Raw genomic sequence first — 22,604 nt, 5'->3', positions numbered from 1 at the left:
AAACCGCGGTGCCTGCATCGCGGCTAAAGCCGCTCCTACACTTTCTTCTTCGGTTTCAGGTACTTCATCAAGCCCTGGAACCAGATCACCAGCGCCGGATTGCCCTTGATCTGGATGTTTTTCTCCTGAATCCCCTGCATGAACGCCAGCTGCTTGTTACCGGCCTGCAGCGTGGCGAAACCGTAGGCGGCATCCTTGAAGGCAATGGCGAACGCCGGCTGCGGGTGCAGGCCGCCCTTGCTGCTGATGCGCAGGTCCTTGACGATGAAGTGCCGGGCAACCTTGCCGTCGAGCGTCTGCATCTGGAAGACCAGGTCCTTGTCCTGCAGCTGCTGCTGGAACGCCGGGTTGTTGCGGCTGGCCTTGGCCATCAGCAAGCCCATGGCCCAGAGAAGAAAACGAAACTTCATCAACGCGCCTCGAGTGAAAAATGACTGAGTCGCGCAGTTTATCCGTTTATCGCCCTGTTTATGCAAGTTCGCCGCATTTGCTTACCAGAAACACAACGGGCGCCTTAAGGCGCCCGTCTCGATGGCTTGTCGATCACTTTTTCTTGGCAGGCTTGGCCGGTGCGTTGACGCTGTCACGCAGGCCCTTGCCAGGCTTGAAGGCGACAGTGTTGCTGGCCTTGATCTTGACCGGCTCGCCCGTCTGCGGATTCTTGCCGGTGCGGGCACCGCGGTGGCGTTTTTCGAAGGTGCCGAAGCCGACCAGGGTGACGGTGTCCTTGTCGAGTGCGCCGGTGATGCTGTCGAGAATCGCGTTGAGGACCTGGTTGGCCTTTTCCTTGGTCAGATCGGCCTTTTCGGCGATGACGGCGGCGAGTTCTGGTTTACGCATAGTGAAGCCTCTTTGACGGGATTTCTTGTTGTTATGCCGTGCTGCCGAAGGGAGCAGCGTTCAAGGCACCGCAGGCTCTAGGCTGCGGCAGACGCCAGTGAGGATGGCACGCCGACCGGGGCCGCGCCAGTATCTGGGCGGCCATTGTCGCGGCAAGAACAGGATAATTCCGACAGAACGCCCGCTATTTACGCCATCAAGGGTGGCAACTGGCGATTCAACGCCAGTTTCTCCATGACTGCGCCGCCAGTCAGGGCGTAGCCCAGCAGCTGGCCATCGGCGCCATGGCAGAGCACTTTCAGGTCGCCGCCACTACCTTCCACCACCCAGGTGCCCTCGTGGCCTGCCGGCACGGGGGACACCACCAGCGGACAGGCCGGGGTCTTCACGGTGACCGGCATTGGCCCATAGGCCACCGCGGTCGGGTTGCCGGCCAGGGTCTGGGCCAAGGCACGGGCACAGGTCATCAATGGCATGACGTACAGCAGGTTGATGCCATCGACCTCGGCGCAGTCGCCCAGGGCGAAGATGTTGGCGTGAGAAGTGCGCAGCTGGCGATCCACCACCACCCCGCGGTTGACCTGCAGGCCCGCTGCGGCCGCCAGGTCGGTGCGCGGCCGCAGGCCGATCGCAGACACCACCAGGTCGCACGGGATGACGCTGCCGTCGGACAGGTGCGCCTCCAGTGCCGCCCCGGAGCGTTGCAGGCGGGTCAGCACCGGGCCGAGATGGAAACGCACCCCCAACCCTTCCAGGCCTGCCTGCACCGCGGCGGCCGCCGCAGGGTGCAGCAAGGTCGGCATTACCTGTTCGCACGGCGCCACGATCTCGCACTGCAGGCCACCCAAGGTGAGGTCGTTGGCGAATTCGCAGCCGATCAGGCCGGCGCCGAGGATCAGCACCCGTTGCTTGCCTGCGGCAGCGGCACGAAAACGTGCGTAGTCCTCAAGGTCGTTGATCGGGAAGACCAGCTCGCCCGCATCGCCTTCCACAGGCACCTGCACAGTCTGCGCGCCCCAGGCCAGTACCAGGTCGCGGTACGCCACCGCTTCTTCGCCGATCCACAGGCGCTTGTGGCCGGGGTCGATGCCGCTGATGCGGGTGTGGGTGCGGATCTCGGCCTTGAGCTGCTCGGCCATGGCGCCCGGTTCGGCCATGCACAGGCCGTCGGCGTCCTTCTGCTTGGCAAAGCCGGTCGACAGCATCGGCTTGGAGTAGGAGCGACCGTCGTCAGCGGTGATCAGCAGCAGCGGCGTGTCGCCGTCCAGCTTGCGAAACTCTCGCGCCAGGTTATAACCGGCAAGACCGGTACCAATGATCACCACGGGGGACGTCATGTCGTGCGTTCCTTGTTCAAACCAGGGTTGCGATCAGCCAATGGCGATCATTTCGAAGTCACTCTTGCCTACGCCACAATCAGGGCACAGCCAGTCTTCCGGCACGTCTTCCCAGCGAGTGCCGGGGGCGATGCCGTCGTCCGGCCAGCCGTCCGCTTCGTCATAGATCAGGCCACAGACAATACATTGCCACTTTTTCATCGGGTGCTGTTCCTCGGTCAGGCTCATTGGTGCGTTGCAGTTGGTGGCCTGGTCGCGGGGCACGCCCGCGCCTGCAAGTGACCACCGTGCAATCTCTGGTCGGCTTTTGTACTGGGCCTGCTGGCAGTATGCAAGCCAGGACGGCAATCATGCTAAGCTCGCCGCCTCTCTGGCCTGTATCAAGCATACCGACGTGCCGTACGAAACCCCGCAAGCAGCCGCTGTCGCGTGGCTGGCGTATCCGCAACTGGCGCCCCTGCCCGATCAGCCGACCCTGAACTGGCTGTTCGATGAAGGCTCCCTGACCCGTCGCCTGACCGGTCTGTCCCATGACCACTTCAGCGTCACTCCTTTGTTCGAGGGCTGGCAGCCACTGCGTGACGATGAATGCGCCGCGTTGGGCCTGCGGCCTGGCGCGCAGGGCTGGGTGCGCGAGGTCTACCTGCGCGGCCATGACCATCCCTGGGTTTTCGCTCGCAGCGTGGCCAGCCGCACGGCGCTGGAACGCGGCGGGCTCGACCTGGAGACCCTGGGCAGCCGCTCGCTGGGCGAGCTGCTGTTCTGTGACCAGGCGTTCGTCCGCCACCCTATCGAAGTATGTAGTTATCCACAGGGCTGGCTGCCCGCCGAGGTTGCCAGCGCCGGGCTGTGGGGACGGCGCTCGCGCTTCGAACGCGACGGCCTCGACCTGCTGGTGGCCGAGGTGTTCCTGCCCGCCCTGTGGCACGCGGCCAAGGAGGAAAAACGCTGATGTACCTGCAACTGCTCAAGTCGCTCAACCACCTTCACCCGCGCGCCTGGGACTTTGTCCAGCTCAGCCGCATGGACCGCCCCATCGGCATCTATCTGCTGCTGTGGCCGACGCTGTCGGCGGTGTGGATCGCCGGCAACGGCTCGCCGACCCTGGCCAACGTGCTGATTTTCGGCCTCGGCGTGGTGCTGATGCGTGCCGCCGGCTGCTGCATCAACGACTTCGCCGACCGCAAGGTGGACGGCCACGTCAAACGCACCGCCGACCGGCCACTGGCCAGCGGCCGGGTAAAGCCCCGCGAAGCACTCATGCTGTGCGCTCTGCTGGTGGGGGTGAGCTTCCTGCTGGTGCTGTGCACCAACGCCACCACGGTGTGGCTGTCGTTCGGAGCGGTCGCCCTGGCCTTCTGCTACCCGTTCATGAAGCGCTACACCTACTACCCGCAGGTGGTGCTGGGCGCGGCGTATTCCTGGGGAATCCCGATGGCTTTCACCGCCGCGGGTGGCGAGCTGCCGGCCAGCGCCTGGCTGCTGTACATCGCCAACCTGCTGTGGACGGTGGGGTATGACACCTACTACGCCATGGTCGACCGTGACGACGACCTGAAGATCGGCGTGAAATCCACCGCCATCCTGTTCGGCGAGGCAGACCGGGTGATCATCCTGAGCCTGCAGTTGCTGTCGCTGGGCTGCCTGCTCCTGGCGGGCAACCGCTTCGAACTGGGCGCCTGGTTCCACCTGGGGCTGCTGGCGGCGGCGGTATGCTTCGCCTGGGAATTCTGGTCGACGCGCAAGCTGGACCGCGAGTCGTGCTTCAAGGCGTTCTTGCACAATCACTGGGCGGGGTTGTTGATCTTCATGGGTGTGGTGCTGGACTACGCGCTGCGCTGAAACTGTCCAGGCAATGGTGGGAGCGGCGGAGCGGCGCTCCCACGCCTGGTGCATCAAGGCTTGGCGACGTGCCAGACATCCTTCATGCCATCGCCGGTGGTCTCGCCGGCCTTCTTGTCCTTGACGAAGGTGTACAGCGGCTTGCCGTCATAGGCCCACTGCATCGAGCCATCGTCGCGGGTGACGTGGGTCCACTTGTCCTTCGGCGCCTCGTCGTCCTTCTTCACCATCAACGGCGGCCAGTTCTTGGCGCACTCGCCATTGCACATGGACTTGCCACCAGCGTCCTTGTCAAAGGTGTACAGCGTCATGCCATCGTGGTCGACCCACATGCCATCCTTCTCCGTGGCGTGATGAGCCGACGCCACCCCCGGCACTGCCAGCGCAGCGCAAAGGGCCATCCAGCTCAGCGTATGTCGTGTCATTGGAATCACCATTGTTTCAGGGGTGGATTGAATGTTCGCGCCGCCCTCGCGGCCCCTTGTAGCCTAGTCCAGTCACGCAATGTCGCCAGAACCGCCCACGCCCTGTCACACAGCTGCAATAATTCCGTTATCTAATGCGGGCCAAGACATCGTTCCTGGGAGAGGTAATTGAGCATGGTTGGCAGAAACATTCTGATCGTCGACGACGAAGCGCCTATCCGCGAGATGATCGCCGTTGCATTGGAAATGGCCGGCTATGACTGCCTCGAGGCCGAGAACTCGCAACAGGCCCACGCCATCATCGTCGACCGCAAGCCGGACCTGATCCTGCTCGACTGGATGCTGCCGGGCACATCCGGCATCGAGCTGGCCCGCCGCCTCAAGCGCGACGAGCTGACCGGCGACATCCCGATCATCATGCTCACCGCCAAGGGTGAAGAGGACAACAAGATCCAGGGCCTGGAAGTCGGCGCCGACGACTACATCACCAAGCCGTTCTCGCCCCGTGAACTGGTGGCGCGCCTCAAGGCCGTGCTGCGCCGCACCGGCCCAAGCGACAGCGAAGCGCCGATCGAAGTCGGCGGCCTGCTGCTCGACCCGATCAGCCACCGCGTGACCATCGATGGCAAACCGGCCGAGATGGGCCCCACCGAGTACCGCCTGCTGCAGTTCTTCATGACTCACCAGGAGCGCGCCTACACCCGCGGCCAGTTGCTCGACCAGGTCTGGGGCGGCAACGTCTATGTCGAGGAGCGCACCGTCGACGTGCATATCCGCCGCCTGCGCAAGGCACTGGGTGAAGCCTATGAAAATCTGGTACAAACCGTCCGCGGCACTGGCTATCGCTTCTCGACCAAAAGCTGATCGAAGCCCAAGCGCCCGCTGTACAAGGACTGTCAATTGAACCAGAACTGGCACGCGACCCTGATTCGCCACATGCTCCTGCTGATCACCGTCTGCCTGATCGGCGGGCTGGTCAGCGGTTACTATGGCTGGAGCCTGGCCATCGGCCTGGCCTTCTACCTGGGCTGGACACTGAAGCAGTTGCTGCGCTTGCACGACTGGTTGCGCAATCATCAACCCGATGAAGCGCCACCCGATGGCTACGGCCTGTGGGGCGAAGTGTTCGACAGCATCTATCACCTGCAGCGCCGCGACCAGCGCGTGCGTGGCCGCCTGCAGGCAGTGATCGACCGGGTCCAGGAGTCCACCGCTGCCCTTCGCGATGCGGTGATCATGCTCGACAGCGACGGCAACCTTGAGTGGTGGAACCGCGCCGCCGAGACCCTCCTGGGCTTCAAGACCCCGCAGGACGGCGGCCAGCCGGTGACCAACCTGGTGCGCCACCCGCGCTTCAAGGAGTACTTCGAGTCGGAGAACTACGCCGAGCCGCTGGAGATCCCTTCGCCGATCAACGACCGCCTGCGCGTGCAACTGCACCTCACCCGCTACGGCAACAACGAGCACCTGATGCTGGTGCGCGACGTGACCCGCATCCACCAGTTGGAACAGATGCGCAAGGACTTCGTGGCTAACGTTTCCCACGAGCTGCGCACGCCATTGACAGTGATCACCGGCTACCTCGAGACGCTGCTGGACAACGTCGAGGACGTGAACCCGCGCTGGAGCCGGGCCTTGCAGCAGATGAGCGCGCAAGGCTCACGCATGCAGACGCTGCTCAACGACCTGTTGCTGCTGGCCAAGCTCGAAGCTACCGACTATCCCTCGGACAACCAGCCGGTGCTGGTCGACACCCTGCTCACCGCCATCAAGAACGACGCCCAGGCCCTGTCCGGCCCGCGCAACCAGCGAATCAGCCTGGAGGCAGCGCCTGGCATACGGCTCAAGGGCAGCGAGTCGGAGCTGCGCAGTGCGTTCTCCAACCTGGTGTTCAACGCGGTCAAGTACACCCAGGACGAAGGCAATATCCGCATCCGCTGGTGGGCCGACGAACAGGGCGCGCACCTCAGCGTGCAGGACTCGGGGGTCGGTATCGAGGCCAAGCACCTGCCACGCCTGACCGAACGCTTCTACCGCGTCGATTCCAGCCGAGCCTCCAACACCGGCGGCACCGGGCTGGGCCTGGCGATCGTCAAGCATGTGCTGATGCGCCATCGCGGGCGCCTGGAAATCAGCAGCGTGCCGGGCCATGGAAGCACCTTCACCTGTCATTTTGCGCCAGCACAATTGGTCGTGAACAAGGGCTGAGATCCGAGGGCCGCTTCGCGCCCCATCGCCGGCAAGCCGGCTCCCACAGGAAAGATGCGGCCCTCGTGCGAACCGGCTTGCCGGCGATGGGGCGCGAAGCGGCCCTTTGCTTTTGCAGCCTCAGCCGCTACATTGGATCCCCTGTGCCAGCAAACGCTGGCACTTTTTTTCTTACATTTCAGCAGACGGACCCCGTAAAACCCCATCATGGACCCTTCCCCTGGTATCAGCCTCACCTCGTTGTTCGCCGATTTCGGCATGATTCTCTTTGCTTTGTTCCTGGTGCTGCTCAACGGCTTCTTCGTGGCTGCCGAGTTCGCCATGGTCAAGCTGCGCTCCACCCGCGTCGAATCCATCGCCGAGCTGCATGGCTGGCGTGGCAGCATCCTGCGCAAGGTGCACAACCAGCTCGACGCCTATCTCTCGGCCTGCCAGCTGGGCATCACCCTCGCCTCCCTGGGCCTGGGCTGGGTCGGCGAGCCGGCGTTCGCCCACCTGCTCGAGCCGCTGCTGGCCTATGTCGGCGTGGACAGCCCGGAGCTGATCAAGGCGATCTCGTTCTTCGTCGCCTTCTTCGTCATCTCCTACCTGCACATCGTGGTCGGCGAGCTGGCCCCCAAGTCGTGGGCGATCCGCAAGCCCGAGCTGCTGTCGCTGTGGACCGCCGTGCCGCTGTACCTGTTCTACTGGGCGATGTACCCGGCGATCTACCTGCTCAACGCCAGCGCCAACACCATCCTGCGCATCGCCGGGCAAGGTGAGCCCGGCCCGCACCACGAGCACCACTACAGCCGCGAGGAGCTCAAGCTGATCCTGCACTCCAGCCGCGGCCAGGACCCAAGCGACCAAGGCATGCGCGTACTGGCCTCGGCCGTGGAGATGGGCGAGCTGGAGGTGGTCGACTGGGCCAACTCGCGCGAGGACATGGTCAGCATCGATGCCCATGCGCCGCTGAAGGAAATCCTCGCCCTGCTGCGCCGTCACAAGTTCAGCCGCTACCCGGTGTATGACGCCGAGCGCGAGGAATTCACCGGCCTGCTGCACATCAAGGACCTGCTGCTGGAGCTCGCAGAGCTCGACCACTTGCCGCAAACCATCGACCTTGCAGACCTCGCCCGCCCGCTGGAACGGGTGTCCCGGCACATGCCGCTGTCCCAGCTGCTGGAACAGTTCCGCAAGGGTGGCGCGCACTTCGTGCTGGTCGAGGAAGCCGACGGCAAGGTGATCGGCTACCTGACCATGGAAGACGTGCTGGAAGTGCTGGTGGGCGATATCCAGGACGAACACCGCAAGACCGAGCGCGGCATCCTCGCCTACCAGCCGGGCAAGTTGCTGGTGCGCGGTGATACGCCGCTGTTCAAGGTCGAGCGCTTGCTGGGTATCGACCTGGACCACATCGAAGCGGAAACCCTCGCCGGGCTGATCTACGAGACGCTTAAGCGCGTCCCTGAGGAAGAGGAAGTGCTGGAAGTGGAAGGCCTGCGCATCATCATCAAGAAGATGAAAGGGCCTAAGATCGTGCTGGCCAAGGTGCTCAAGCTCGATTGACCTGAGAGCCCGCGCCTACATTTGTGGGAGCGGGCTTGCCTCGCGATGCGTCATGGATTCCCTGCGGTAAAGTCCGGCAGTCCACCGATTGGCCGGTCGAACTGATACGGGATCGACTCCAGCGCCAGCCCCACATTGCGCTGCACCACGAAATGCAGGTGCGGCCCGCTGCTGTTGCCGGTATTGCCCGATTTGGCCAACGCCTGTCCCTGGGCAACCCGCTGCCCCTCGCCCACCACCACCGAGCCGCGCATCAGGTGCAGGTAAACGCCCATGGTGCCGTCCGGGTGCAGGATCCTGACGAAATTGCCCGCCGGATTGTTGCCCCGCCCGCTCTGGTTGTTCTCGATCTTCACCACCACCCCGCCACGTGCCGCGATGATCGGTGTGCCTTCGGGCATGGCGATATCCATGGCGTAGCGGCCCTTGGGCCCGAAGTGGCTGAAACGGCCGTTGGGGCCCTGGCTCAGGCGGAACGGCCCGCCCTTCCAGGGAAACGGATAACGGTAGCCCTGCGGGCGCTGGCCCGGGTCGCCCATGGCGTAGCGGAACTTGGTGTCGTACTTGAGGCGAGCCCCTTGGCGAGCCTGCACCACGCTGAGGATCAGGTTCGAGCGTGGTGGCACCAGGCGCCGGACGATACGCGGGGCGTTACCGCCCTGGGCATTGGCCAGGCGCTCCACACGCAGTTCAACTTCCATCGGCACGAACAGCTCGTTGCGCGCGACAAAACGCACGCCACCGGCGAAATCCTCGGTCTTCAGCCGCACCTGGCCGTCCAGGCGCTCGACCATGGGTTCGCGGAACACGAAAACCTTGGCGCCCACGCTGGGCCGGTCGGAATAGGAAACCACGCCATAGCTATCGGTGGTCTTGTAGATGGTCATGCCCAGGCTCGACGCCGAGGCCATGAGCAAGGCACAGAACAGCAGCAGTCGGGAGGGCGGCATGATGGTGGCTTTTTGACAGTGGTGTTCTGTCGAAGCCTAGCAGCCCAGTTAAAGACAAGTTGTGACAGCTGGTCGGATGTTTTAGCGGGGCTCTGTAGGAGCGGCTTCAGCCGCGATGCAGACAACGCGGTTGGCACCCGCTTCGCGGGTGATCGCGGCTGAAGCCGCTCCTACAGAGTGTACAGCCCGGCCATCAGGCGCCAGGCGTGAAATGCTTCTGCGCCGTGCCGCGGGCGATCAGCCGCGACAGGTAGTCGAGTTTCTGCGCATCCTGGTCGACGAACTTGAAGGTCAGCTGCAGCCAGTCGCTCTCAGGCTTGGGCTCCAGCGCCGCAATGGCGTGCAGGTAGCCGTTCAGGCGCGCGGTTTCGGCATTCTCGCCTTGCTCCAGGTCCAGCACCGCGCCTTCGAGCACCTGTGGCAGGTTGGTGCCGCGGCGCACCACCAGCAGGGCTTCCTTGAGGCTCAGGGCCTTGATCATGCACGGCTGGGTTCCGCTGGACAGGCGCAGTTGGCCTTGACCACGACCAGCCTGGGCCGCCGCAGCGGCAGTCTTCGGCGTAGGGGCGTTGATCAGAGGCTTGGCCGCTGCTGCCACTGGCGCGGCGACGGGCGCGTTCACCTTAGCCGCCTCCGGGCGACCACCGGTCAGGGCGCTGAGCGAGTCATTGGCGAACGCCGAGTTGACCCGCGCCGGCGCGCTGGACATCAGGCTGTCGAGCTTGCCGATCTTGGTCAGCGACTTCTTCACCTTGGTCAGCAGCTGCTCGTTGGTGAACGGCTTGCCAACGAAATCGGAAACGCCGGCCTGGATAGCCTGGATCACGTTCTCCTTGTCACCACGGCTGGTCACCATGATGAACTGCATGGTCTTCATCTCGTCCTGCTGGCGGCACCAGGTCAGCAGTTCGAGGCCGGACATCTCCGGCATTTCCCAGTCGCACAGGACCAGGTCGAAACGTTCCTTGCTCAGCATGGCCATGGCCTTGCGACCGTTGACCGCGTCCTCGATCACCATGCCGGGGAAGGCATTGCGCAGGCACTTCCTTACCAGGTCGCGGATGAACGGGGCATCATCCACGACCAGCACATTCACTTTACTCATCGATACTCCTCTTGATCCCGGCTAGCATACCGCCGACTGATGGCCATTTGCCAAACCACTGGTCACGCCGGGACTTCTCACACGGTTCGCGGGTGCCTGCTGGTGCTCGACCGCAAACGAAAACGCCCGGCGGTTGCCGGGCGTTCATGCTCGGGAGCAATCCTATTTATCGTCCGGTTCGGCCGGAACATTAGCGATTTCGCCCTCATCGAACGCTTCGCCCTGCACCTCGGCCTTCATGCGCTTGAGGCCCATGTGGCGCACGTCGGTACCACGCACCAGGTAGATCACCAGCTCGGAGATGTTGCGTGCGTGATCGCCAATACGCTCCAGCGAACGCAGGGCCCAGATCACGCTCAACACGCGGGAGATCGAGCGCGGATCTTCCATCATGTAGGTGACCAGCTCACGCAGCGCTGTCTTGTACTCGCGGTCGATTGTCTTGTCGTACTGGGCCACCGACAGCGCCAGGTCGGCGTCGAAACGGGCGAAGGCGTCCAGCGCGTCGCGGACCATGTTGCGCACCTGGTCGCCGATGTGGCGCACCTCGACGTAGCCACGCGGCGACTCGCCTTCCTCGCACAGCTGGATGGCACGGCGGGCGATCTTGGTGGACTCGTCACCGATGCGCTCCAGGTCGATCACCGACTTGGAGATGCTGATGATCAGGCGCAGGTCGGAGGCCGCCGGCTGGCGACGGGCGAGAATGCGCACGCACTCCTCGTCGATGTTGCGCTCCATCTGGTTGATCTGTTCGTCGACCTCGCGCACCTGCTGCGCCAGGCCCGAGTCGGCCTCGATCAGCGCGGTGACGGCATCGTTCACCTGTTTCTCCACCAGCCCGCCCATGGCCAGCAGGTGGCTGCGCACCTCCTCGAGCTCGGCGTTGAACTGCTGGGAGATGTGGTGGGTAAGGCTTTCTTTGTTGATCATCGTTTCGCTCCGCGAAGCAGCTGCAGGCTTCAAGTCGTTCGTGTCGTTCCCTGGCGTTCCTACCTTGCCGGTCTTAGCCGTAGCGACCGGTGATATAGTCTTCGGTCTGCTTCTTCGCCGGGTTGGTGAACAGGGTGTCGGTATCACCGAATTCGACCAGTTTGCCCATGTACATGAAGGCGGTGTAGTCCGAAACACGGGCCGCCTGCTGCATGTTGTGGGTCACGATGACGATGGTGTACTTGGATTTCAGTTCGTAGATCAGCTCTTCGACCTTCAGTGTCGAGATCGGGTCCAGTGCCGAGCACGGCTCGTCGAGCAACAGCACTTCCGGCTCAACGGCAATGGTACGGGCGATTACCAGACGCTGCTGCTGGCCACCTGACAGGCCCAGCGCCGACTCGTGCAGGCGGTCCTTGACCTCATCCCACAGGGCCGCGCCCTTCAGCGCCCACTCGACGGCCTCGTCGAGCACGCGCTTCTTGTTGATGCCCTGGATACGCAGGCCGTAGACCACGTTCTCGTAGATGGTCTTGGGGAACGGGTTGGGCTTCTGGAACACCATGCCCACGCGGCGACGCAGCTCAGCCACGTCCTCGCCCTTGCGGTAGATGTTGTTGCCGTACAGGTTGATGGCGCCTTCGACACGGCAGCCGTCGACCAGGTCGTTCATGCGGTTGAAGGTGCGCAGCAGCGTGGACTTGCCGCAGCCGGACGGGCCGATGAAGGCGGTCACGCGCTGCTTGGGGATGTTCATGCTGACGTCGAACAGCGCCTGCTTGTCGCCGTAGAACAGGGACAGGCCGGGTACTTCGATGGCCACGGTCTCTTCAGCCAGGCGCAGGCTCTGCTTGTCGCGGCCCAGGGCCGACATGTCGATGCCGTGGGCGTGGGATTCATGCTGCATGGTCAACTCCATACGCTATCAATTCGTTTCAAAGGGCCGCCCGGCATCCGGGCGGCGCGCTTGCAATCAGGATCAGTGGTCCAGGGCCTTGTACTTCTCGCGCAGGTGGTTACGGATCCACACCGCCGAGAGGTTGAGGGTGGCGATCACCAGCACCAGCAGCAGCGCGGTGGCGTACACCAGCGGCCGCGCGGCCTCAACGTTGGGGCTCTGGAAGCCGACGTCGTAGATGTGGAAGCCCAGGTGCATGATCTTCTGGTCCAGGTGCAGGTACGGGTAGTTGCCGTCCACCGGCAGCGATGGCGCCAGCTTCACCACACCCACCAGCATCAGCGGGGCCACTTCGCCGGCGGCGCGGGCCACGGCGAGGATCATGCCGGTCATCATGGCCGGGCTGGCCATCGGCAGGACGATCTTCCACAGGGTCTCGGCCTTGGTTGCGCCCAGGGCCAGCGAGCCCTCGCGCACGGTGCGCGGAATACGCGCCAGGCCTTCCTCGGTGGCCACGATCACCACCGGCACGGCCAGCAGCGCCAGGGTCAGCGAAGCCCACAGCAGGCCCGGCGTACCCAGCGTAGGTGCCGGCAGCGACTCGGGGAAGAACAGCCGGTCGATGGAGCCGCCCAGCACGTAGACGAAGAAGCCCAGGCCGAACACGCCGTAGACGATCGCCGGAACGCCGGCGAGGTTGTTCACGGCGATGCGGATCAGCCGGGTCACCGGGCCCTGCCTGGCATATTCACGCAGGTAGACGGCAGCCAGCACGCCGAACGGGGTGACGATCACCGCCATGATCAGGGTCATCATCACGGTGCCGAAGATGGCCGGGAAGATACCGCCTTCGGTGTTGGCCTCACGCGGGTCGTCGCTGAGGAACTCCCACACCTTGGCGAAGTAGGCGCCCATCTTGGTAAAACCGGACATGGCGTTCGGCTGGATGGCGTGGACCACCTTGCTCAGGTTGATCTCCACTTCGCGGCCGTTGCCGTCGCGGGCTACCAGGCTGTCGCGGGCGAACTCCTGGTGCAGGCCGTTGAGGCGCTCTTCGATGGCCTTGTAGCGGTTGTTCAGTTCGGCGCGCTCGGCGTCCATGTCGGCCTGTGCAGCGGCGTCGAGCTTGCCGTCCAGCTCCAGCTTGCGGCTGTGCAGGCGCAGGCGCTCCAGGCCGTGGTTGATGGCACCGATGTCCTTCTTCTCGAGCTTCACAAGCTGGTCGTTGAGTTGGCTGGCGCGCTTGAGGCGGGCCTGCAACTCGTTCCAGGCTTCCGGTCCCTGGGCGACCACACGGCCTTCTTCCTTGACGCTGACCAGATAGCCGTAGAAGTTGCCCCATTCGCGGCGCTCCAGGGCAATCAGGTCGGCAGGTTTCTGCTGGTCGACCAGCCACTCGCCGACCACCCAGGTGAAGTCGCTGCCATTGAGGTCGCGGTTGCCCACCTTGATCAGCTCGCGGGTCATGAACTCCGGGCCTTGGTCGGGCACCGGCAAGCCGGCACCCTTGAGGCGTTCCCGGGGCACTTCTTCCTTCTGCACCACTTCACCGATGACGATGTGGTCAGCCTGGCCCGGCACCTTGTAGGTGGCCTGGACCAGGTCGGCCGGCCAGAAGTGGCCCAGGCCGCGGACGGCGATCACGGCCAGCAGGCCGACGGTCATGATGACCGCCATGGCCACCGCGCCGCCACTGATCCAGACGCCGGGGGCGCCGCTCTTGAACCAGCCTTTGAGGGAATCCTTTTTCACGGATCTCTACCTTTCTATCAAAGCGACGAGTATTTCTTGCGCAGGCGCTGGCGAATCAGCTCGGCCAGGGTGTTCATCACGAAGGTGAACAACAGCAGCACGAGGGCGGCGAGGAACAGCACACGATAGTGGCTGCCGCCGACTTCCGATTCGGGCATTTCCACGGCCACGTTGGCGGCCAGGGTGCGCATGCCCTCGAACAGGTTCAGCTCCATCACCGGGGTGTTGCCGGTGGCCATCAGCACGATCATGGTCTCACCTACCGCACGGCCCATGCCGATCATCAGCGCCGAGAAGATGCCCGGGCTGGCGGTGAGGATGACCACGCGGGTCAAGGTCTGCCATGGTGTCGCGCCCAGGGCCAGCGAGCCCAGGGTCAGGCTGCGCGGCACGCTGAACACAGCGTCCTCGGCGATGGAGTAGATGTTCGGGATGACCGCGAAGCCCATGGCGATACCCACTACCAGGGCGTTGCGCTGGTCATAGGTGATCCCCAGATCGTTGGTGATCCACAGGCGCATGTCGCCATCGAAGAACCAGCTCTCGAGGAACGGGCTCATGTACAGGGCGAACCAGCCGATGACGAGAATCACCGGGATCAGGATCGCCGCTTCCCAGCCATCAGGGATGCGCAGGCGGATCGACTCCGGCAGGCGGCTCCAGCTGTAGCCGGCAAGCAGGATACCGATCGGCATGATCAGGAACAGGCTGAACACGCCCGGCAGGTGGCCTTCGAGATACGGCGCAAGGAACAGGCCGGCGAAGAAGCCGAGGATCACCGTCGGCATTGCTTCCATCAACTCGATCACCGGCTTGACCTTGCGGCGCATGCCTGGGGCCATGAAGTAGGCGGTGTAGATGGCGGCGGCGATGGCCAGCGGGGCAGCCAGGATCATCGCGTAGAACGCGGCCTTGAGCGTACCGAAGGTCAGCGGCGACAGGCTCAGTTTGGGTTCGAAGTCGGTGTTCGAGGCGGTCGACTGCCAGACGTACTTGGGCTCGTCGTAGTTCTCGTACCAGACCTTGCCCCACAGCGCGCTGAAGGAGACTTCCGGGTGCGGGTTCTTCAGGCTCAGCGGCAGCAGCTTGCCACCTTGCTCGATGATGATGCGATTGGCGCGCGGAGACAGGGCGAGGATGCCCGCGCCTTCGGCGACCGGCTCGACCAGCAGGGTGCGGTGCGCGGTGCTGTGGAACACGCCGAGCTTGCCTTCGCTGTCCAGGGCGATGAAGCCCTTGCGGCGCTCCTCGGCGTCGATCTGCACCACCGGGGCCTTGCCCAGCTGGAAGCTGCGGATCAACTTGAAGCGCGACTCGCCATCGGGGTCGCGGGCCATGAACCACTGGCTCAGGCCACCCTTGGAGTCACCGAAGATCAGCGAGATGCCGCCAACCAGCTGGGCGGTCGCGGTGATTTCGGCGTTGCCGTCCTCGAGCAGCTTGTAGCGGCCGTTGAGGCTCTTGTCGCGCAGGCTGAACACGTCGGCGGTGGCGCGGCCGTTGACCACGTACAGCCACTGCTGGCGCGGGTCGATGAAGATGTTCTTCACCACCTCGGTCATCTGCGGCAGTTCGATACGGTTCTGCTCGACAGTGACCTCGTCAGTCATCATGTTCTCGGTGCGCGACAGTTCGATCACCTGCAGGTGCGCACCGGTGGAACCGGCCAGCAACAAGGTGTCGCCGTTGACGTTGACGCTCACATGCTCCAGCGCGCGGCCTTGTTCATCCAGGGTGAACAGGTCCTGACCATAGGGGAAGTCGATGCCCGCCTCGATGGTCTTCTTGTTGTCCGGATAGGTGATCTTGTAGGTGTGGTGGAACACCAGCGCCTGGCCGTTGGACAGGCCCACCACCACCAGCGGGCTGCCCGGCTGGTCGGTGCTGATCGAGCTGACCTGGGCGCCGACCGGCAGCGGCAGGTCGACGCGCTTCAGTTCGTTGCCGGTCTTGGTGTCGAAGAACAGGGCCTGGCCCTTGTCGGATACACGCATACCCACGAGGTTCTGTTCCTCGAGGGCGATCAACAGCGGTTTACCGGCGTCCTGCTGCAGCCAGGTCGGCTCCAGCGCCTTCTTGCTGGACAGCGTGGCGCCCTGGAACAGCGGCAGCACCACATAGGCCAGGTAGAAGAAGATCAGCGTGATCGCCGCCAGCACGGCGAGCCCGCCCACCAGGACGTACCAGCGGGTCAGGCGATCCTTGAGGGCGCGCAGGCGGCGCTTGCGTTGCAACTCGGGCGTATTGAAGTCAATGCGCACGGGAGGAGAATTTTGGGTCATTGTGGAGTTGGCCAGATCATTCATGCGCACACCCTAGCGGTCCCGTATGACAAAAACATGACAGTGCAGTGACGCAAAAAAGCCCGCCGCTCAGGAGCCCTGGCTTCGGACTAAGGAATTCGTGGAGGAGGCCGGCATTCTGTGGCACCGGCCTCATCCTCAGTTACTTACTTCTTTGCAACGTTACCCGCGTGGGACAGGCCCAGGTCGGCCAGGGTCTTGTCGACCACTTTGGCTGGCAGCGGGATGTAGCCGTCCTTCACGACAACTTGCTGGCCGGCCTGCGACAGCACCAGCTTGACGAACTCGGCTTCCAGCGGGGCCAGAGGCTTGTTCGGGGCCTTGTTGACATAGACGTAGAGGAAGCGCGACAGCGGGTAGGTGCCGTTCAGGGCGTTGGCTTCGTTGTCTTCGACGAACGCGCCGCCTTCTTTCTTGGCCAAGGCAACGGTCTTGACGCTGGCGGTCTTGTAGCCGATGCCCGAGTAGCCGATGCCGTTCAGCGACGAGCTGATCGACTGCACTACCGAGGCCGAGCCAGGCTGTTCGTTGACGTTAGGCTTGAAGTCGCCTTTGCACAGGGCTTCTTCCTTGAAGTAGCCGTAGGTGCCCGATACCGAGTTGCGGCCGAACAGCTGGATTGGCTTGTTGGCCAGGTCGCCGGTCACACCGATGTCGCCCCAGGTCTTGACGTCAGCCTTGCCGCCGCACAGGCGGGTGGAGGAGAAGATAGCGTCAACCTGAGCCATGGTCAGGCCCTTGATCGGGTTGTCCTTGTGCACGAACACGGCCAGGGCGTCCACGGCAACCGGAATGGCGGTCGGCTTGTAGCCGTACTTCTGCTCGAAGGCCTGCAGCTCGACGTCCTTCATCTTGCGGCTCATCGGGCCCAGGTTGGCGGTGCCTTCGGTCAGGGCGGGTGGCGCGGTCGAGGAACCGGCGGCCTGGATCTGGATGTTTACGTTCGGATATTCCTTCTTGTAGGCCTCGGCCCACAGGGTCATCAGGTTCGCGAGGGTGTCGGAACCGACGCTGGAGAGGTTGCCCGAAACACCGGTGGTCTTGGTGTAGGTCGGGATTGCAGGATCGACAGCGGCGACCGCATTGGCGGCAGCGACGCCAGCGGCGGCAAAGGTCAGGGCCGCCATCAAACGCTTCAGTTTCATGCCTTGCTCCTAGCAGGAATATCGTGGGTTGTGAGATGGAACGGGCCCAAGTATCTGCAGGCCGCATGAACACTCTATGACTCGAATGTGACAATTGGATGAAAGGCCATCACCGGTAACCGGGATGGCCTTTACAGGATGTTGCAGAGGGGATCTAGAGCGGGATTCAGCGTTTGCGTGCAAGCAGATAGATGCCCACCAACAGACCAACGGCGCAAAGGCACGCCACGTAATAGGCGGGTGCCATCGGACTGAACTTCAGCAGTGCGGTCACCACCATCGGCGTGAGGCCACCGAAGATCGCGTAGGCCAGGTTGTAGGAGAACGACAGACCGCTGAACCGAACCACCGGCGGGAACGCCTTGACCATCACGTAAGGCACGGCGCCGACGATACCCACGCACAGGCCAGTCAGCGCATAGAGCGGGAACAGCAGGTCCGGGCGGGTCGGCAGACTGTGGTAGAAAGCCCAGGACGACGCCAGCAGCGCCAGGCTGCCGACGATGAACACGCGCCCGGCGCCGAAACGGTCGGCCAGGCTGCCAGCGCCGACGCAGCCCAGGCTGAGCAGCACGATGGCCAGGCTATTGGCCTTGAGCGAGTCGGTGGGGCTGACGTGGTAGAGGCTCTGCAGCAACGCCGGGGTCATGAGGATAATCACCACGATGCCGGCCGACAGCAGCCAGGTGAGCAGCATCGACAGGATGATCGCGCCGCGATGATCACGCAGCACCGCGCGCAGCGGCAGCTCTTCGGCCAGGGCCTTGCGCGCCTGCATTTCGGCGAAAACGGGGGTCTCATGCAACCAACGGCGCAGGTAGACCGCGAAGAAGCCGAACACCCCACCGAGCAGGAACGGGATACGCCAGGCGTAGTCCGCCACTTCCTCGGGGGTGTAGAGCGTATTGATCAGCGTTGCCACCAGCGAGCCAAGCAGGATGCCCGAGGTCAGGCCGGCGGTCAGCGTGCCGCAGGCATAGCCGGTGTTGCGCGCCGGCACGTGCTCGGAGACGAACACCCAGGCTCCTGGCACCTCGCCACCGATGGCCGCGCCCTGAATCACCCGCATCAGCAGCAGCAGGATCGGCGCCCACAGGCCAATCTGCGCATAGGTGGGCAACAGGCCCATCACCAGGGTCGGCACGGCCATCATGAAAATGCTCAGGGTGAACATCTTCTTGCGTCCGAGCAGGTCGCCAAAGTGGGCCATGACGATGCCGCCCAGTGGCCGGGCCAGGTAGCCGGCAGCGAAGATGCCGAAGGTCTGCATCAGGCGCAGCCATTCGGGCATGTCGGCGGGGAAGAACAGCTTGCCCACCACCGTGGCGAAGAACACGAAGATGATGAAGTCGTAAAACTCCAGGGCACCGCCCAGGGCGGACAGCGAGAGGGTCTTGTAGTCACTGCGGGACAACGGCCGGGACGGCTGCTCGATACTGCTCTGCACGGAGGTCATCGCTGCTCTTTCTCTTGTAGGTCTGCGGACCGCTTGGCATGCGGCTTCTGGATTGAGTAGTCGGCGAAGATAGCAAATTGCCGAGCCGCGCTCATAGCGGTACAAAATCCATACAGATATTCATGAATGTGCGGTCGTCGCTGGCTGTGCAGGTATATATACTGCCCGCTCGTAGGAAAAGGTTGCTTATCCTGAGGGATGCTGTGCGAAAACGTCGGTCATTGTTGTCAGACTGTTTCGCAGAGTTTCCCTGAGGCCGCCCCCTGAAGCGAAATCAGCGTAGTATGCGTGTTGCTGAATCGTTTTTACGGCGTCCGTTATTGCGCCACCAACGAAGCGTCACGGGTCAGAGGCCCCACGGCATGATTGAGCTCGAACAAGAAGATCCTATCCCGCAAGGCGACCTGGCCTTGCAGATCACCGCGCTGCCGCGCGAGACCAATGGTTTCGGCGATATCTTCGGCGGCTGGCTGGTCGCCCAGATGGACCTGGCCGGCACCGCCATGGCCAGCCGCGTCGCCGGAGGCCGAGTGGCCACGGTAGCCATCGACCGCATGGCGTTCCTGGTGCCGGTGGCGGTGGGCGCGCAGTTGTCCTTCTATACCCAGACCCTGGAAATCGGCCGCAGCTCGATCCAGATGATGGTCGAAGTGTGGAGCGACGACCCGCTGTCCAGCGAATGGCGCAAGGTCACCGAGGCAGTGTTCGTGTTCGTCGCCATCGATGGCAGTGGTCGCACCCGCTCCGTACCTCGTCGCTGAGCCTGGCGAGCGGTAAACTCATTGCACGTCACCGGGTCCAACGGCCTGACAGACAATCAATGAGACGAACGCAATGGCTAACTTCACGGTCGAGACCGAGCTGCACGGCGAGCTCAACTGCTGGCGCATCACCAGCGATCATGCCGAACTACTGATTGCCCAACAGGGCGCCCAGGTCCTGAGCTATCAGCGCCTGGGCGAGCCACCGCTGCTGTGGCTGAGCGACCAGGCCACCTTCGGCCAGGGCAAGTCGGTGCGTGCCGGCGCACCCGTGTGCTGGCCGTGGTTCGGTATCTTCGAGCGCAATCCCGATTCGGTCAAAGCCATGTTCAAGGGCGAGCAGCCGCCCGCCCACGGCCTGGTGCGTGGCCGTGACTGGCAGTTGTTGCGCGCCGAGGAACACGGCGACCACCTGCAGTTCGAGTTCGAATTGCCCGAAGCCCAGGGTAAGCTGCCGGGTTGGCCTCATGACGTCCAACTCAAGCTCCTGGTAGAACTGGACGACCAGCTGAAGCTCACCCTCACCAGCTACAACCTCGGCAATACCGATGTCACCCTGAGCCAGGCGCTGCACAGCTACTTCGCCGTGAGCGATGTGCGCCAGGTGCAAGTGGAAGGCGTTGACGGGTTGGCCTACATCGAAACACTGGCCAACTGGGAACAGCGCAAACAACAGGGCAACCTGGGTTTCGCCGGCGAGACTGATCGCATCTACCTGAACGCGCCTGAGCGACTGGCGATTGTCGATCCGCACTGGAACCGGCGCATCACCCTTAACGCTGGCGGCTCCCGCACCGCGGTAATCTGGAATCCCTGGACCGACCGCGCCCGCGACCTGCCGGACATGGCCGACGATGGCTGGCAGCGCATGCTGTGCATCGAGACGGCGAATGTGATGGATGACGTGGTGGTGCTCAAGCCAGGGGCGACTCATGCGATGAGCGTGGCGATCGGTAGCGAAGCGCTCTGACCCGATAGTTTCAGCCGCCTGTACTGGCCCTATCGCCGGCAAGCCGGCTCCCACAGGATTGCGCGGTCGCCTGTGGGAGCCGGCTTGCCGGCGATAGGGCCTCGACAGGAAAAATACCTTACAGATCCGCGTCTTCCACCACCCTCACCTTCCCCGCCTCCAACGCATACGCCGCATCCGCCAGGTCATTGCTGACTTTCTCCACCTTCAAGGTGCCGGTCACCCACAGCGGCGTGTAAATGTCGTCGATCTTCAACCCTTTCGGATACCGCACCAGCACCAGCTGGTTCGGTGGCGGCGGCGGTACATGGATGCACGCCCCTGGGTACGGCACCAGGAAAAACAGCGTGCTGTTGCCTTTGGCATCGCTCTCCAGCGGCACCGGATAACCACCCAGGCGGATCTGCCTGCCGTTCATGGCGGCCACGGTCTTGGTCGAGTACATCACCGCCGGCAGGCCTTTGCTCTGCTTCAACCCACCCTTGGCGGTGAAAGTGCCCAGGGCTTCCGGGGAGTTGTGGTCGATCTCGGGCATCTGCTCGAGCGCCTTCTGGTCCGACTTGGGCATCAGCTCCAGCCAGTCGGTCTCGGGCAGTTCGGCATGGGCCAGGGCGCTGGCCAGCAACAGGGGAATGAGGAATAACGCACGCATGAAGATGCTCGGCAACTCTGGATGAATTGCCGGGCATTCTAACGGGAATTCAGCGTTTCTTGATGAAGCCGTAGATCACCAGCAGGATGATCGCGCCGACCAGGGCTCCGAAGAAGCCCGCGGCCTGCCCGGCCTGGTAGATGCCCAGGGCTTGTCCGCCGTAGGTGGCGGCCAGGGAACCGGCGATGCCGAGGAGGATGGTCATGATCCAGCCCATGCTGTCGTCACCCGGTTTCAGGAAACGCGCCAGCAGGCCGACGATCAGGCCGATGAAGATGGTTCCAATGATGCCCATGGCAATCCCTCTGTGATGAACATGAAACATGCCAAAGCCTAGTCAGCGCTTTGGCATGCTGCCATCTCAGAGCGGCATTGCCCGGCAGAAGTTCGATCAGCCGGCGATCAACGCCTCTACTTCGGCAATCTTGGCCTTGAGGGTGGCCATGTCCTGGCAGCGCAGAGTGGCGTGGCCGACCTTGCGCCCGACCTTGAATGCCTTGCCGTAGTGGTGCAGGTGGCAGTCATCAATGGCGACCACCTTGTCCACCGCCGGCACTTCGCCGATGAAGTTGAGCATGGCGCTTTCGCCGACCTTCGCGGTCGAGCCCAGCGGCAGGCCGGCCACGGCGCGCAGGTGGTTCTCAAACTGGCTGCACTCGCTGCCTTCGATGGTCCAGTGCCCGGAGTTGTGCACACGCGGGGCGATTTCGTTGGCCTTCAGGCCACCGTCCACTTCGAAGAACTCGAAGGCCATGACGCCGACGTAGTCGAGTTTCTGCAGCACGCGGCCGACGTAGTCTTCGGCCAGAGCCTGCAACGGGTGCGCCTCGCTGGCCACCGACAGGCGCAGGATGCCGCTGTCATGGGTGTTGTGCACCAGCGGGTAGAAGCGGGTTTCGCCGTCGCGGGCGCGCACGGCCACCAGCGACACTTCGCCGGTAAACGGCACGAAGCCTTCCAGCAGGCACGGCACGCTGCCCAGTTCGGCAAAAGTGTCGACCACGTCTTCGGGCTTGCGCAGGACCTTCTGGCCCTTGCCGTCGTAACCCAGGGTGCGGGTTTTGAGCACGGCCGGCAGGCCGATGCTGGCCACGGCGGCATCAAGGTCCGCTTGCGAGAGGATGTCGGCGAAGGCCGGGGTGGGAATACCCAGGTCGCGGAACATGCTCTTCTCGAACAGGCGGTCACGGGCGATGCGCAGGGCCTCGGCGCTCGGATAGACCGGGACGAACTGCGAGAGGAAGGCGACGGTCTCGGCCGGCACGCTTTCGAACTCAAAGGTCACCAGGTCGACTTCGTCGGCCAGCTGGCGCAGATGGTCCTGGTCACCGTAGTCGGCACGCAGGTGCTCGCCCAGCGGCGCGGCGCAGGCGTCCGGTGCCGGGTCGAGGAAGGCGAAGTTCATGCCCAGCGGAGTCCCCGCCAGGGCCAACATGCGGCCCAGCTGGCCACCACCGATTACACCGATCTTCATGGGTT

23 protein-coding genes are annotated in these 22,604 nt (G+C 63.6%); 7 read left to right on the top strand and 16 right to left on the bottom strand.

The genetic code is table 11. From position 1 onward, the window contains the following. Positions 1-35 precede the first annotated feature (35 nt). From ACZ9C1_RS19165 to ACZ9C1_RS19150, 4 genes are all read right to left on the bottom strand, one after another. The gene (locus tag ACZ9C1_RS19165) at positions 36-410 is read right to left on the bottom strand and encodes a hypothetical protein (protein ID WP_023631265.1); all 375 of its coding nucleotides are present in this window, start codon (positions 408-410) and stop codon (positions 36-38) included. A 133-nt stretch (positions 411-543) separates the two neighbouring features. Then, positions 544-840, bottom strand: a complete 297-nt coding sequence (locus tag ACZ9C1_RS19160; RefSeq protein ID WP_046857600.1) for an HU family DNA-binding protein — start codon at positions 838-840, stop codon at positions 544-546. A gap of 188 nt (positions 841-1,028) precedes the next feature. Then, the gene (locus ACZ9C1_RS19155) at positions 1,029-2,177 is read right to left on the bottom strand and encodes an NAD(P)/FAD-dependent oxidoreductase (RefSeq protein WP_139674841.1); all 1,149 of its coding nucleotides are present in this window, start codon (positions 2,175-2,177) and stop codon (positions 1,029-1,031) included. 33 nt (positions 2,178-2,210) lie between these two features. Then, on the bottom strand, positions 2,211-2,378 hold the full coding sequence (locus ACZ9C1_RS19150) for a rubredoxin (protein ID WP_023532601.1): 168 nt from the start codon (positions 2,376-2,378) through the stop codon (positions 2,211-2,213). Between the two features lie 193 nt (positions 2,379-2,571). Between ACZ9C1_RS19150 and ACZ9C1_RS19145 the strand changes: the two genes are divergently transcribed. Beyond that, a complete protein-coding gene (locus tag ACZ9C1_RS19145; protein ID WP_139674838.1) occupies positions 2,572-3,129 on the top strand; it encodes a chorismate--pyruvate lyase family protein in 558 nt (185 codons plus the stop codon). Next, positions 3,129-4,019 carry a 4-hydroxybenzoate octaprenyltransferase gene (ubiA, locus tag ACZ9C1_RS19140; RefSeq protein WP_102684593.1) on the top strand — a complete coding sequence of 297 codons (891 nt, stop codon included), beginning with the start codon at positions 3,129-3,131 and terminating at the stop codon, positions 4,017-4,019. Before ACZ9C1_RS19145 ends, ubiA begins: the two co-directional genes overlap by 1 nt. 53 nt (positions 4,020-4,072) lie before the next feature. Here the strand turns inward: ubiA and ACZ9C1_RS19135 are convergent, their stop codons facing one another. Then, positions 4,073-4,444, bottom strand: a complete 372-nt coding sequence (locus tag ACZ9C1_RS19135; protein ID WP_476254281.1) for a COG4315 family predicted lipoprotein — start codon at positions 4,442-4,444, stop codon at positions 4,073-4,075. A 174-nt stretch (positions 4,445-4,618) separates the two neighbouring features. On the opposite strand from ACZ9C1_RS19135, the gene phoB reads away from it, so the two are divergent. The 3 genes from phoB to ACZ9C1_RS19120 all read left to right on the top strand — a co-directional run bounded on the left by phoB (position 4,619) and on the right by ACZ9C1_RS19120 (position 8,200). After that, the gene (gene phoB / locus ACZ9C1_RS19130) at positions 4,619-5,308 is read left to right on the top strand and encodes a phosphate regulon transcriptional regulator PhoB (protein WP_003253341.1); all 690 of its coding nucleotides are present in this window, start codon (positions 4,619-4,621) and stop codon (positions 5,306-5,308) included. A 72-nt stretch (positions 5,309-5,380) separates the two neighbouring features. Then, positions 5,381-6,652 (top strand): phosphate regulon sensor histidine kinase PhoR, encoded by a 1,272-nt coding sequence (gene phoR / locus ACZ9C1_RS19125; protein WP_256659354.1) that lies wholly within the window; start codon positions 5,381-5,383, stop codon positions 6,650-6,652. Between the two features lie 207 nt (positions 6,653-6,859). Further along, positions 6,860-8,200: a hemolysin family protein gene (locus tag ACZ9C1_RS19120; protein WP_102684596.1), complete on the top strand. Its 1,341-nt coding sequence runs from the start codon at positions 6,860-6,862 to the stop codon at positions 8,198-8,200. Between the two features lie 50 nt (positions 8,201-8,250). On the opposite strand, the gene ACZ9C1_RS19115 is transcribed toward ACZ9C1_RS19120, so the two are convergent. From ACZ9C1_RS19115 to ACZ9C1_RS19080, 8 genes are all read right to left on the bottom strand, one after another. After that, a complete protein-coding gene (locus tag ACZ9C1_RS19115) occupies positions 8,251-9,150 on the bottom strand; it encodes a peptidoglycan DD-metalloendopeptidase family protein (protein WP_476254280.1) in 900 nt (299 codons plus the stop codon). Between the two features lie 193 nt (positions 9,151-9,343). Next, positions 9,344-10,255: a response regulator gene (locus ACZ9C1_RS19110; protein ID WP_277502426.1), complete on the bottom strand. Its 912-nt coding sequence runs from the start codon at positions 10,253-10,255 to the stop codon at positions 9,344-9,346. Positions 10,256-10,417: 162 nt separating this feature from the next. Continuing rightward, positions 10,418-11,188, bottom strand: a complete 771-nt coding sequence (gene phoU, locus ACZ9C1_RS19105; RefSeq protein ID WP_023630537.1) for a phosphate signaling complex protein PhoU — start codon at positions 11,186-11,188, stop codon at positions 10,418-10,420. Between the two features lie 73 nt (positions 11,189-11,261). After that, a complete protein-coding gene (gene pstB, locus ACZ9C1_RS19100) occupies positions 11,262-12,095 on the bottom strand; it encodes a phosphate ABC transporter ATP-binding protein PstB (RefSeq protein ID WP_031315066.1) in 834 nt (277 codons plus the stop codon). Positions 12,096-12,167: 72 nt separating this feature from the next. Next, positions 12,168-13,838: a phosphate ABC transporter permease PstA gene (pstA, locus tag ACZ9C1_RS19095; RefSeq protein ID WP_038707069.1), complete on the bottom strand. Its 1,671-nt coding sequence runs from the start codon at positions 13,836-13,838 to the stop codon at positions 12,168-12,170. A 17-nt stretch (positions 13,839-13,855) separates the two neighbouring features. Then, positions 13,856-16,144: an ABC transporter permease subunit gene (locus ACZ9C1_RS19090; protein ID WP_476254279.1), complete on the bottom strand. Its 2,289-nt coding sequence runs from the start codon at positions 16,142-16,144 to the stop codon at positions 13,856-13,858. Positions 16,145-16,287: 143 nt separating this feature from the next. Beyond that, entirely contained in the window at positions 16,288-17,286 is a 999-nt protein-coding gene (locus ACZ9C1_RS19085; RefSeq protein WP_102684600.1) for a phosphate ABC transporter substrate-binding protein PstS, read from the bottom strand. A 166-nt stretch (positions 17,287-17,452) separates the two neighbouring features. Further along, the gene (locus ACZ9C1_RS19080) at positions 17,453-18,742 is read right to left on the bottom strand and encodes an MFS transporter (RefSeq protein WP_102684601.1); all 1,290 of its coding nucleotides are present in this window, start codon (positions 18,740-18,742) and stop codon (positions 17,453-17,455) included. A gap of 362 nt (positions 18,743-19,104) precedes the next feature. Between ACZ9C1_RS19080 and ACZ9C1_RS19075 the strand changes: the two genes are divergently transcribed. Further along, complete coding sequence (locus ACZ9C1_RS19075) at positions 19,105-19,503, top strand: acyl-CoA thioesterase (protein WP_003253317.1); 399 nt, start codon at positions 19,105-19,107, stop codon at positions 19,501-19,503. A gap of 73 nt (positions 19,504-19,576) precedes the next feature. Then, positions 19,577-20,473 carry a D-hexose-6-phosphate mutarotase gene (locus ACZ9C1_RS19070; RefSeq protein WP_476254278.1) on the top strand — a complete coding sequence of 299 codons (897 nt, stop codon included), beginning with the start codon at positions 19,577-19,579 and terminating at the stop codon, positions 20,471-20,473. 118 nt (positions 20,474-20,591) lie between these two features. On the opposite strand, the gene ACZ9C1_RS19065 is transcribed toward ACZ9C1_RS19070, so the two are convergent. The 3 genes from ACZ9C1_RS19065 to ACZ9C1_RS19055 form a co-directional block, all read right to left on the bottom strand. Then, the gene (locus ACZ9C1_RS19065; protein WP_173862461.1) at positions 20,592-21,125 is read right to left on the bottom strand and encodes a DUF3299 domain-containing protein; all 534 of its coding nucleotides are present in this window, start codon (positions 21,123-21,125) and stop codon (positions 20,592-20,594) included. A 49-nt stretch (positions 21,126-21,174) separates the two neighbouring features. Continuing rightward, the gene (locus tag ACZ9C1_RS19060) at positions 21,175-21,420 is read right to left on the bottom strand and encodes a GlsB/YeaQ/YmgE family stress response membrane protein (protein ID WP_023629866.1); all 246 of its coding nucleotides are present in this window, start codon (positions 21,418-21,420) and stop codon (positions 21,175-21,177) included. A 96-nt stretch (positions 21,421-21,516) separates the two neighbouring features. Beyond that, entirely contained in the window at positions 21,517-22,599 is a 1,083-nt protein-coding gene (locus tag ACZ9C1_RS19055; protein WP_046857612.1) for a 5-(carboxyamino)imidazole ribonucleotide synthase, read from the bottom strand. Positions 22,600-22,604: the final 5 nt, after the last annotated feature.

The sequence above is a fragment of the Pseudomonas sp. TE21435 genome (assembly GCF_056279265.1).
This window is presented reverse-complemented; position numbering and strand designations above follow the sequence as displayed.

Excerpts from the sequence above, each read along its gene's own strand:
- ACZ9C1_RS19165 (WP_023631265.1), bottom strand. The coding sequence starts at position 410 with ATGAAGTTTCGTTTTCTTCTCTGGGCCATGGGCTTGCTGATGGCCAAG.
- ACZ9C1_RS19160 (WP_046857600.1), bottom strand. The coding sequence starts at position 840 with ATGCGTAAACCAGAACTCGCCGCCGTCATCGCCGAAAAGGCCGATCTG.
- ACZ9C1_RS19155 (WP_139674841.1), bottom strand. The coding sequence starts at position 2,177 with ATGACGTCCCCCGTGGTGATCATTGGTACCGGTCTTGCCGGTTATAAC.
- ACZ9C1_RS19150 (WP_023532601.1), bottom strand. The coding sequence starts at position 2,378 with ATGAAAAAGTGGCAATGTATTGTCTGTGGCCTGATCTATGACGAAGCG.
- ubiA (WP_102684593.1), top strand. The coding sequence starts at position 3,129 with ATGTACCTGCAACTGCTCAAGTCGCTCAACCACCTTCACCCGCGCGCC.
- ACZ9C1_RS19135 (WP_476254281.1), bottom strand. The coding sequence starts at position 4,444 with ATGACACGACATACGCTGAGCTGGATGGCCCTTTGCGCTGCGCTGGCA.
- phoB (WP_003253341.1), top strand. The coding sequence starts at position 4,619 with ATGGTTGGCAGAAACATTCTGATCGTCGACGACGAAGCGCCTATCCGC.
- phoR (WP_256659354.1), top strand. The coding sequence starts at position 5,381 with ATGCTCCTGCTGATCACCGTCTGCCTGATCGGCGGGCTGGTCAGCGGT.
- ACZ9C1_RS19120 (WP_102684596.1), top strand. The coding sequence starts at position 6,860 with ATGGACCCTTCCCCTGGTATCAGCCTCACCTCGTTGTTCGCCGATTTC.
- ACZ9C1_RS19115 (WP_476254280.1), bottom strand. The coding sequence starts at position 9,150 with ATGCCGCCCTCCCGACTGCTGCTGTTCTGTGCCTTGCTCATGGCCTCG.
- ACZ9C1_RS19110 (WP_277502426.1), bottom strand. The coding sequence starts at position 10,255 with ATGAGTAAAGTGAATGTGCTGGTCGTGGATGATGCCCCGTTCATCCGC.
- phoU (WP_023630537.1), bottom strand. The coding sequence starts at position 11,188 with ATGATCAACAAAGAAAGCCTTACCCACCACATCTCCCAGCAGTTCAAC.
- pstB (WP_031315066.1), bottom strand. The coding sequence starts at position 12,095 with ATGCAGCATGAATCCCACGCCCACGGCATCGACATGTCGGCCCTGGGC.
- ACZ9C1_RS19090 (WP_476254279.1), bottom strand. The coding sequence starts at position 16,144 with ATGAATGATCTGGCCAACTCCACAATGACCCAAAATTCTCCTCCCGTG.
- ACZ9C1_RS19085 (WP_102684600.1), bottom strand. The coding sequence starts at position 17,286 with ATGAAACTGAAGCGTTTGATGGCGGCCCTGACCTTTGCCGCCGCTGGC.
- ACZ9C1_RS19080 (WP_102684601.1), bottom strand. The coding sequence starts at position 18,742 with ATGACCTCCGTGCAGAGCAGTATCGAGCAGCCGTCCCGGCCGTTGTCC.
- ACZ9C1_RS19075 (WP_003253317.1), top strand. The coding sequence starts at position 19,105 with ATGATTGAGCTCGAACAAGAAGATCCTATCCCGCAAGGCGACCTGGCC.
- ACZ9C1_RS19070 (WP_476254278.1), top strand. The coding sequence starts at position 19,577 with ATGGCTAACTTCACGGTCGAGACCGAGCTGCACGGCGAGCTCAACTGC.
- ACZ9C1_RS19065 (WP_173862461.1), bottom strand. The coding sequence starts at position 21,125 with ATGCGTGCGTTATTCCTCATTCCCCTGTTGCTGGCCAGCGCCCTGGCC.
- ACZ9C1_RS19060 (WP_023629866.1), bottom strand. The coding sequence starts at position 21,420 with ATGGGCATCATTGGAACCATCTTCATCGGCCTGATCGTCGGCCTGCTG.
- ACZ9C1_RS19055 (WP_046857612.1), bottom strand. The coding sequence starts at position 22,599 with ATGAAGATCGGTGTAATCGGTGGTGGCCAGCTGGGCCGCATGTTGGCC.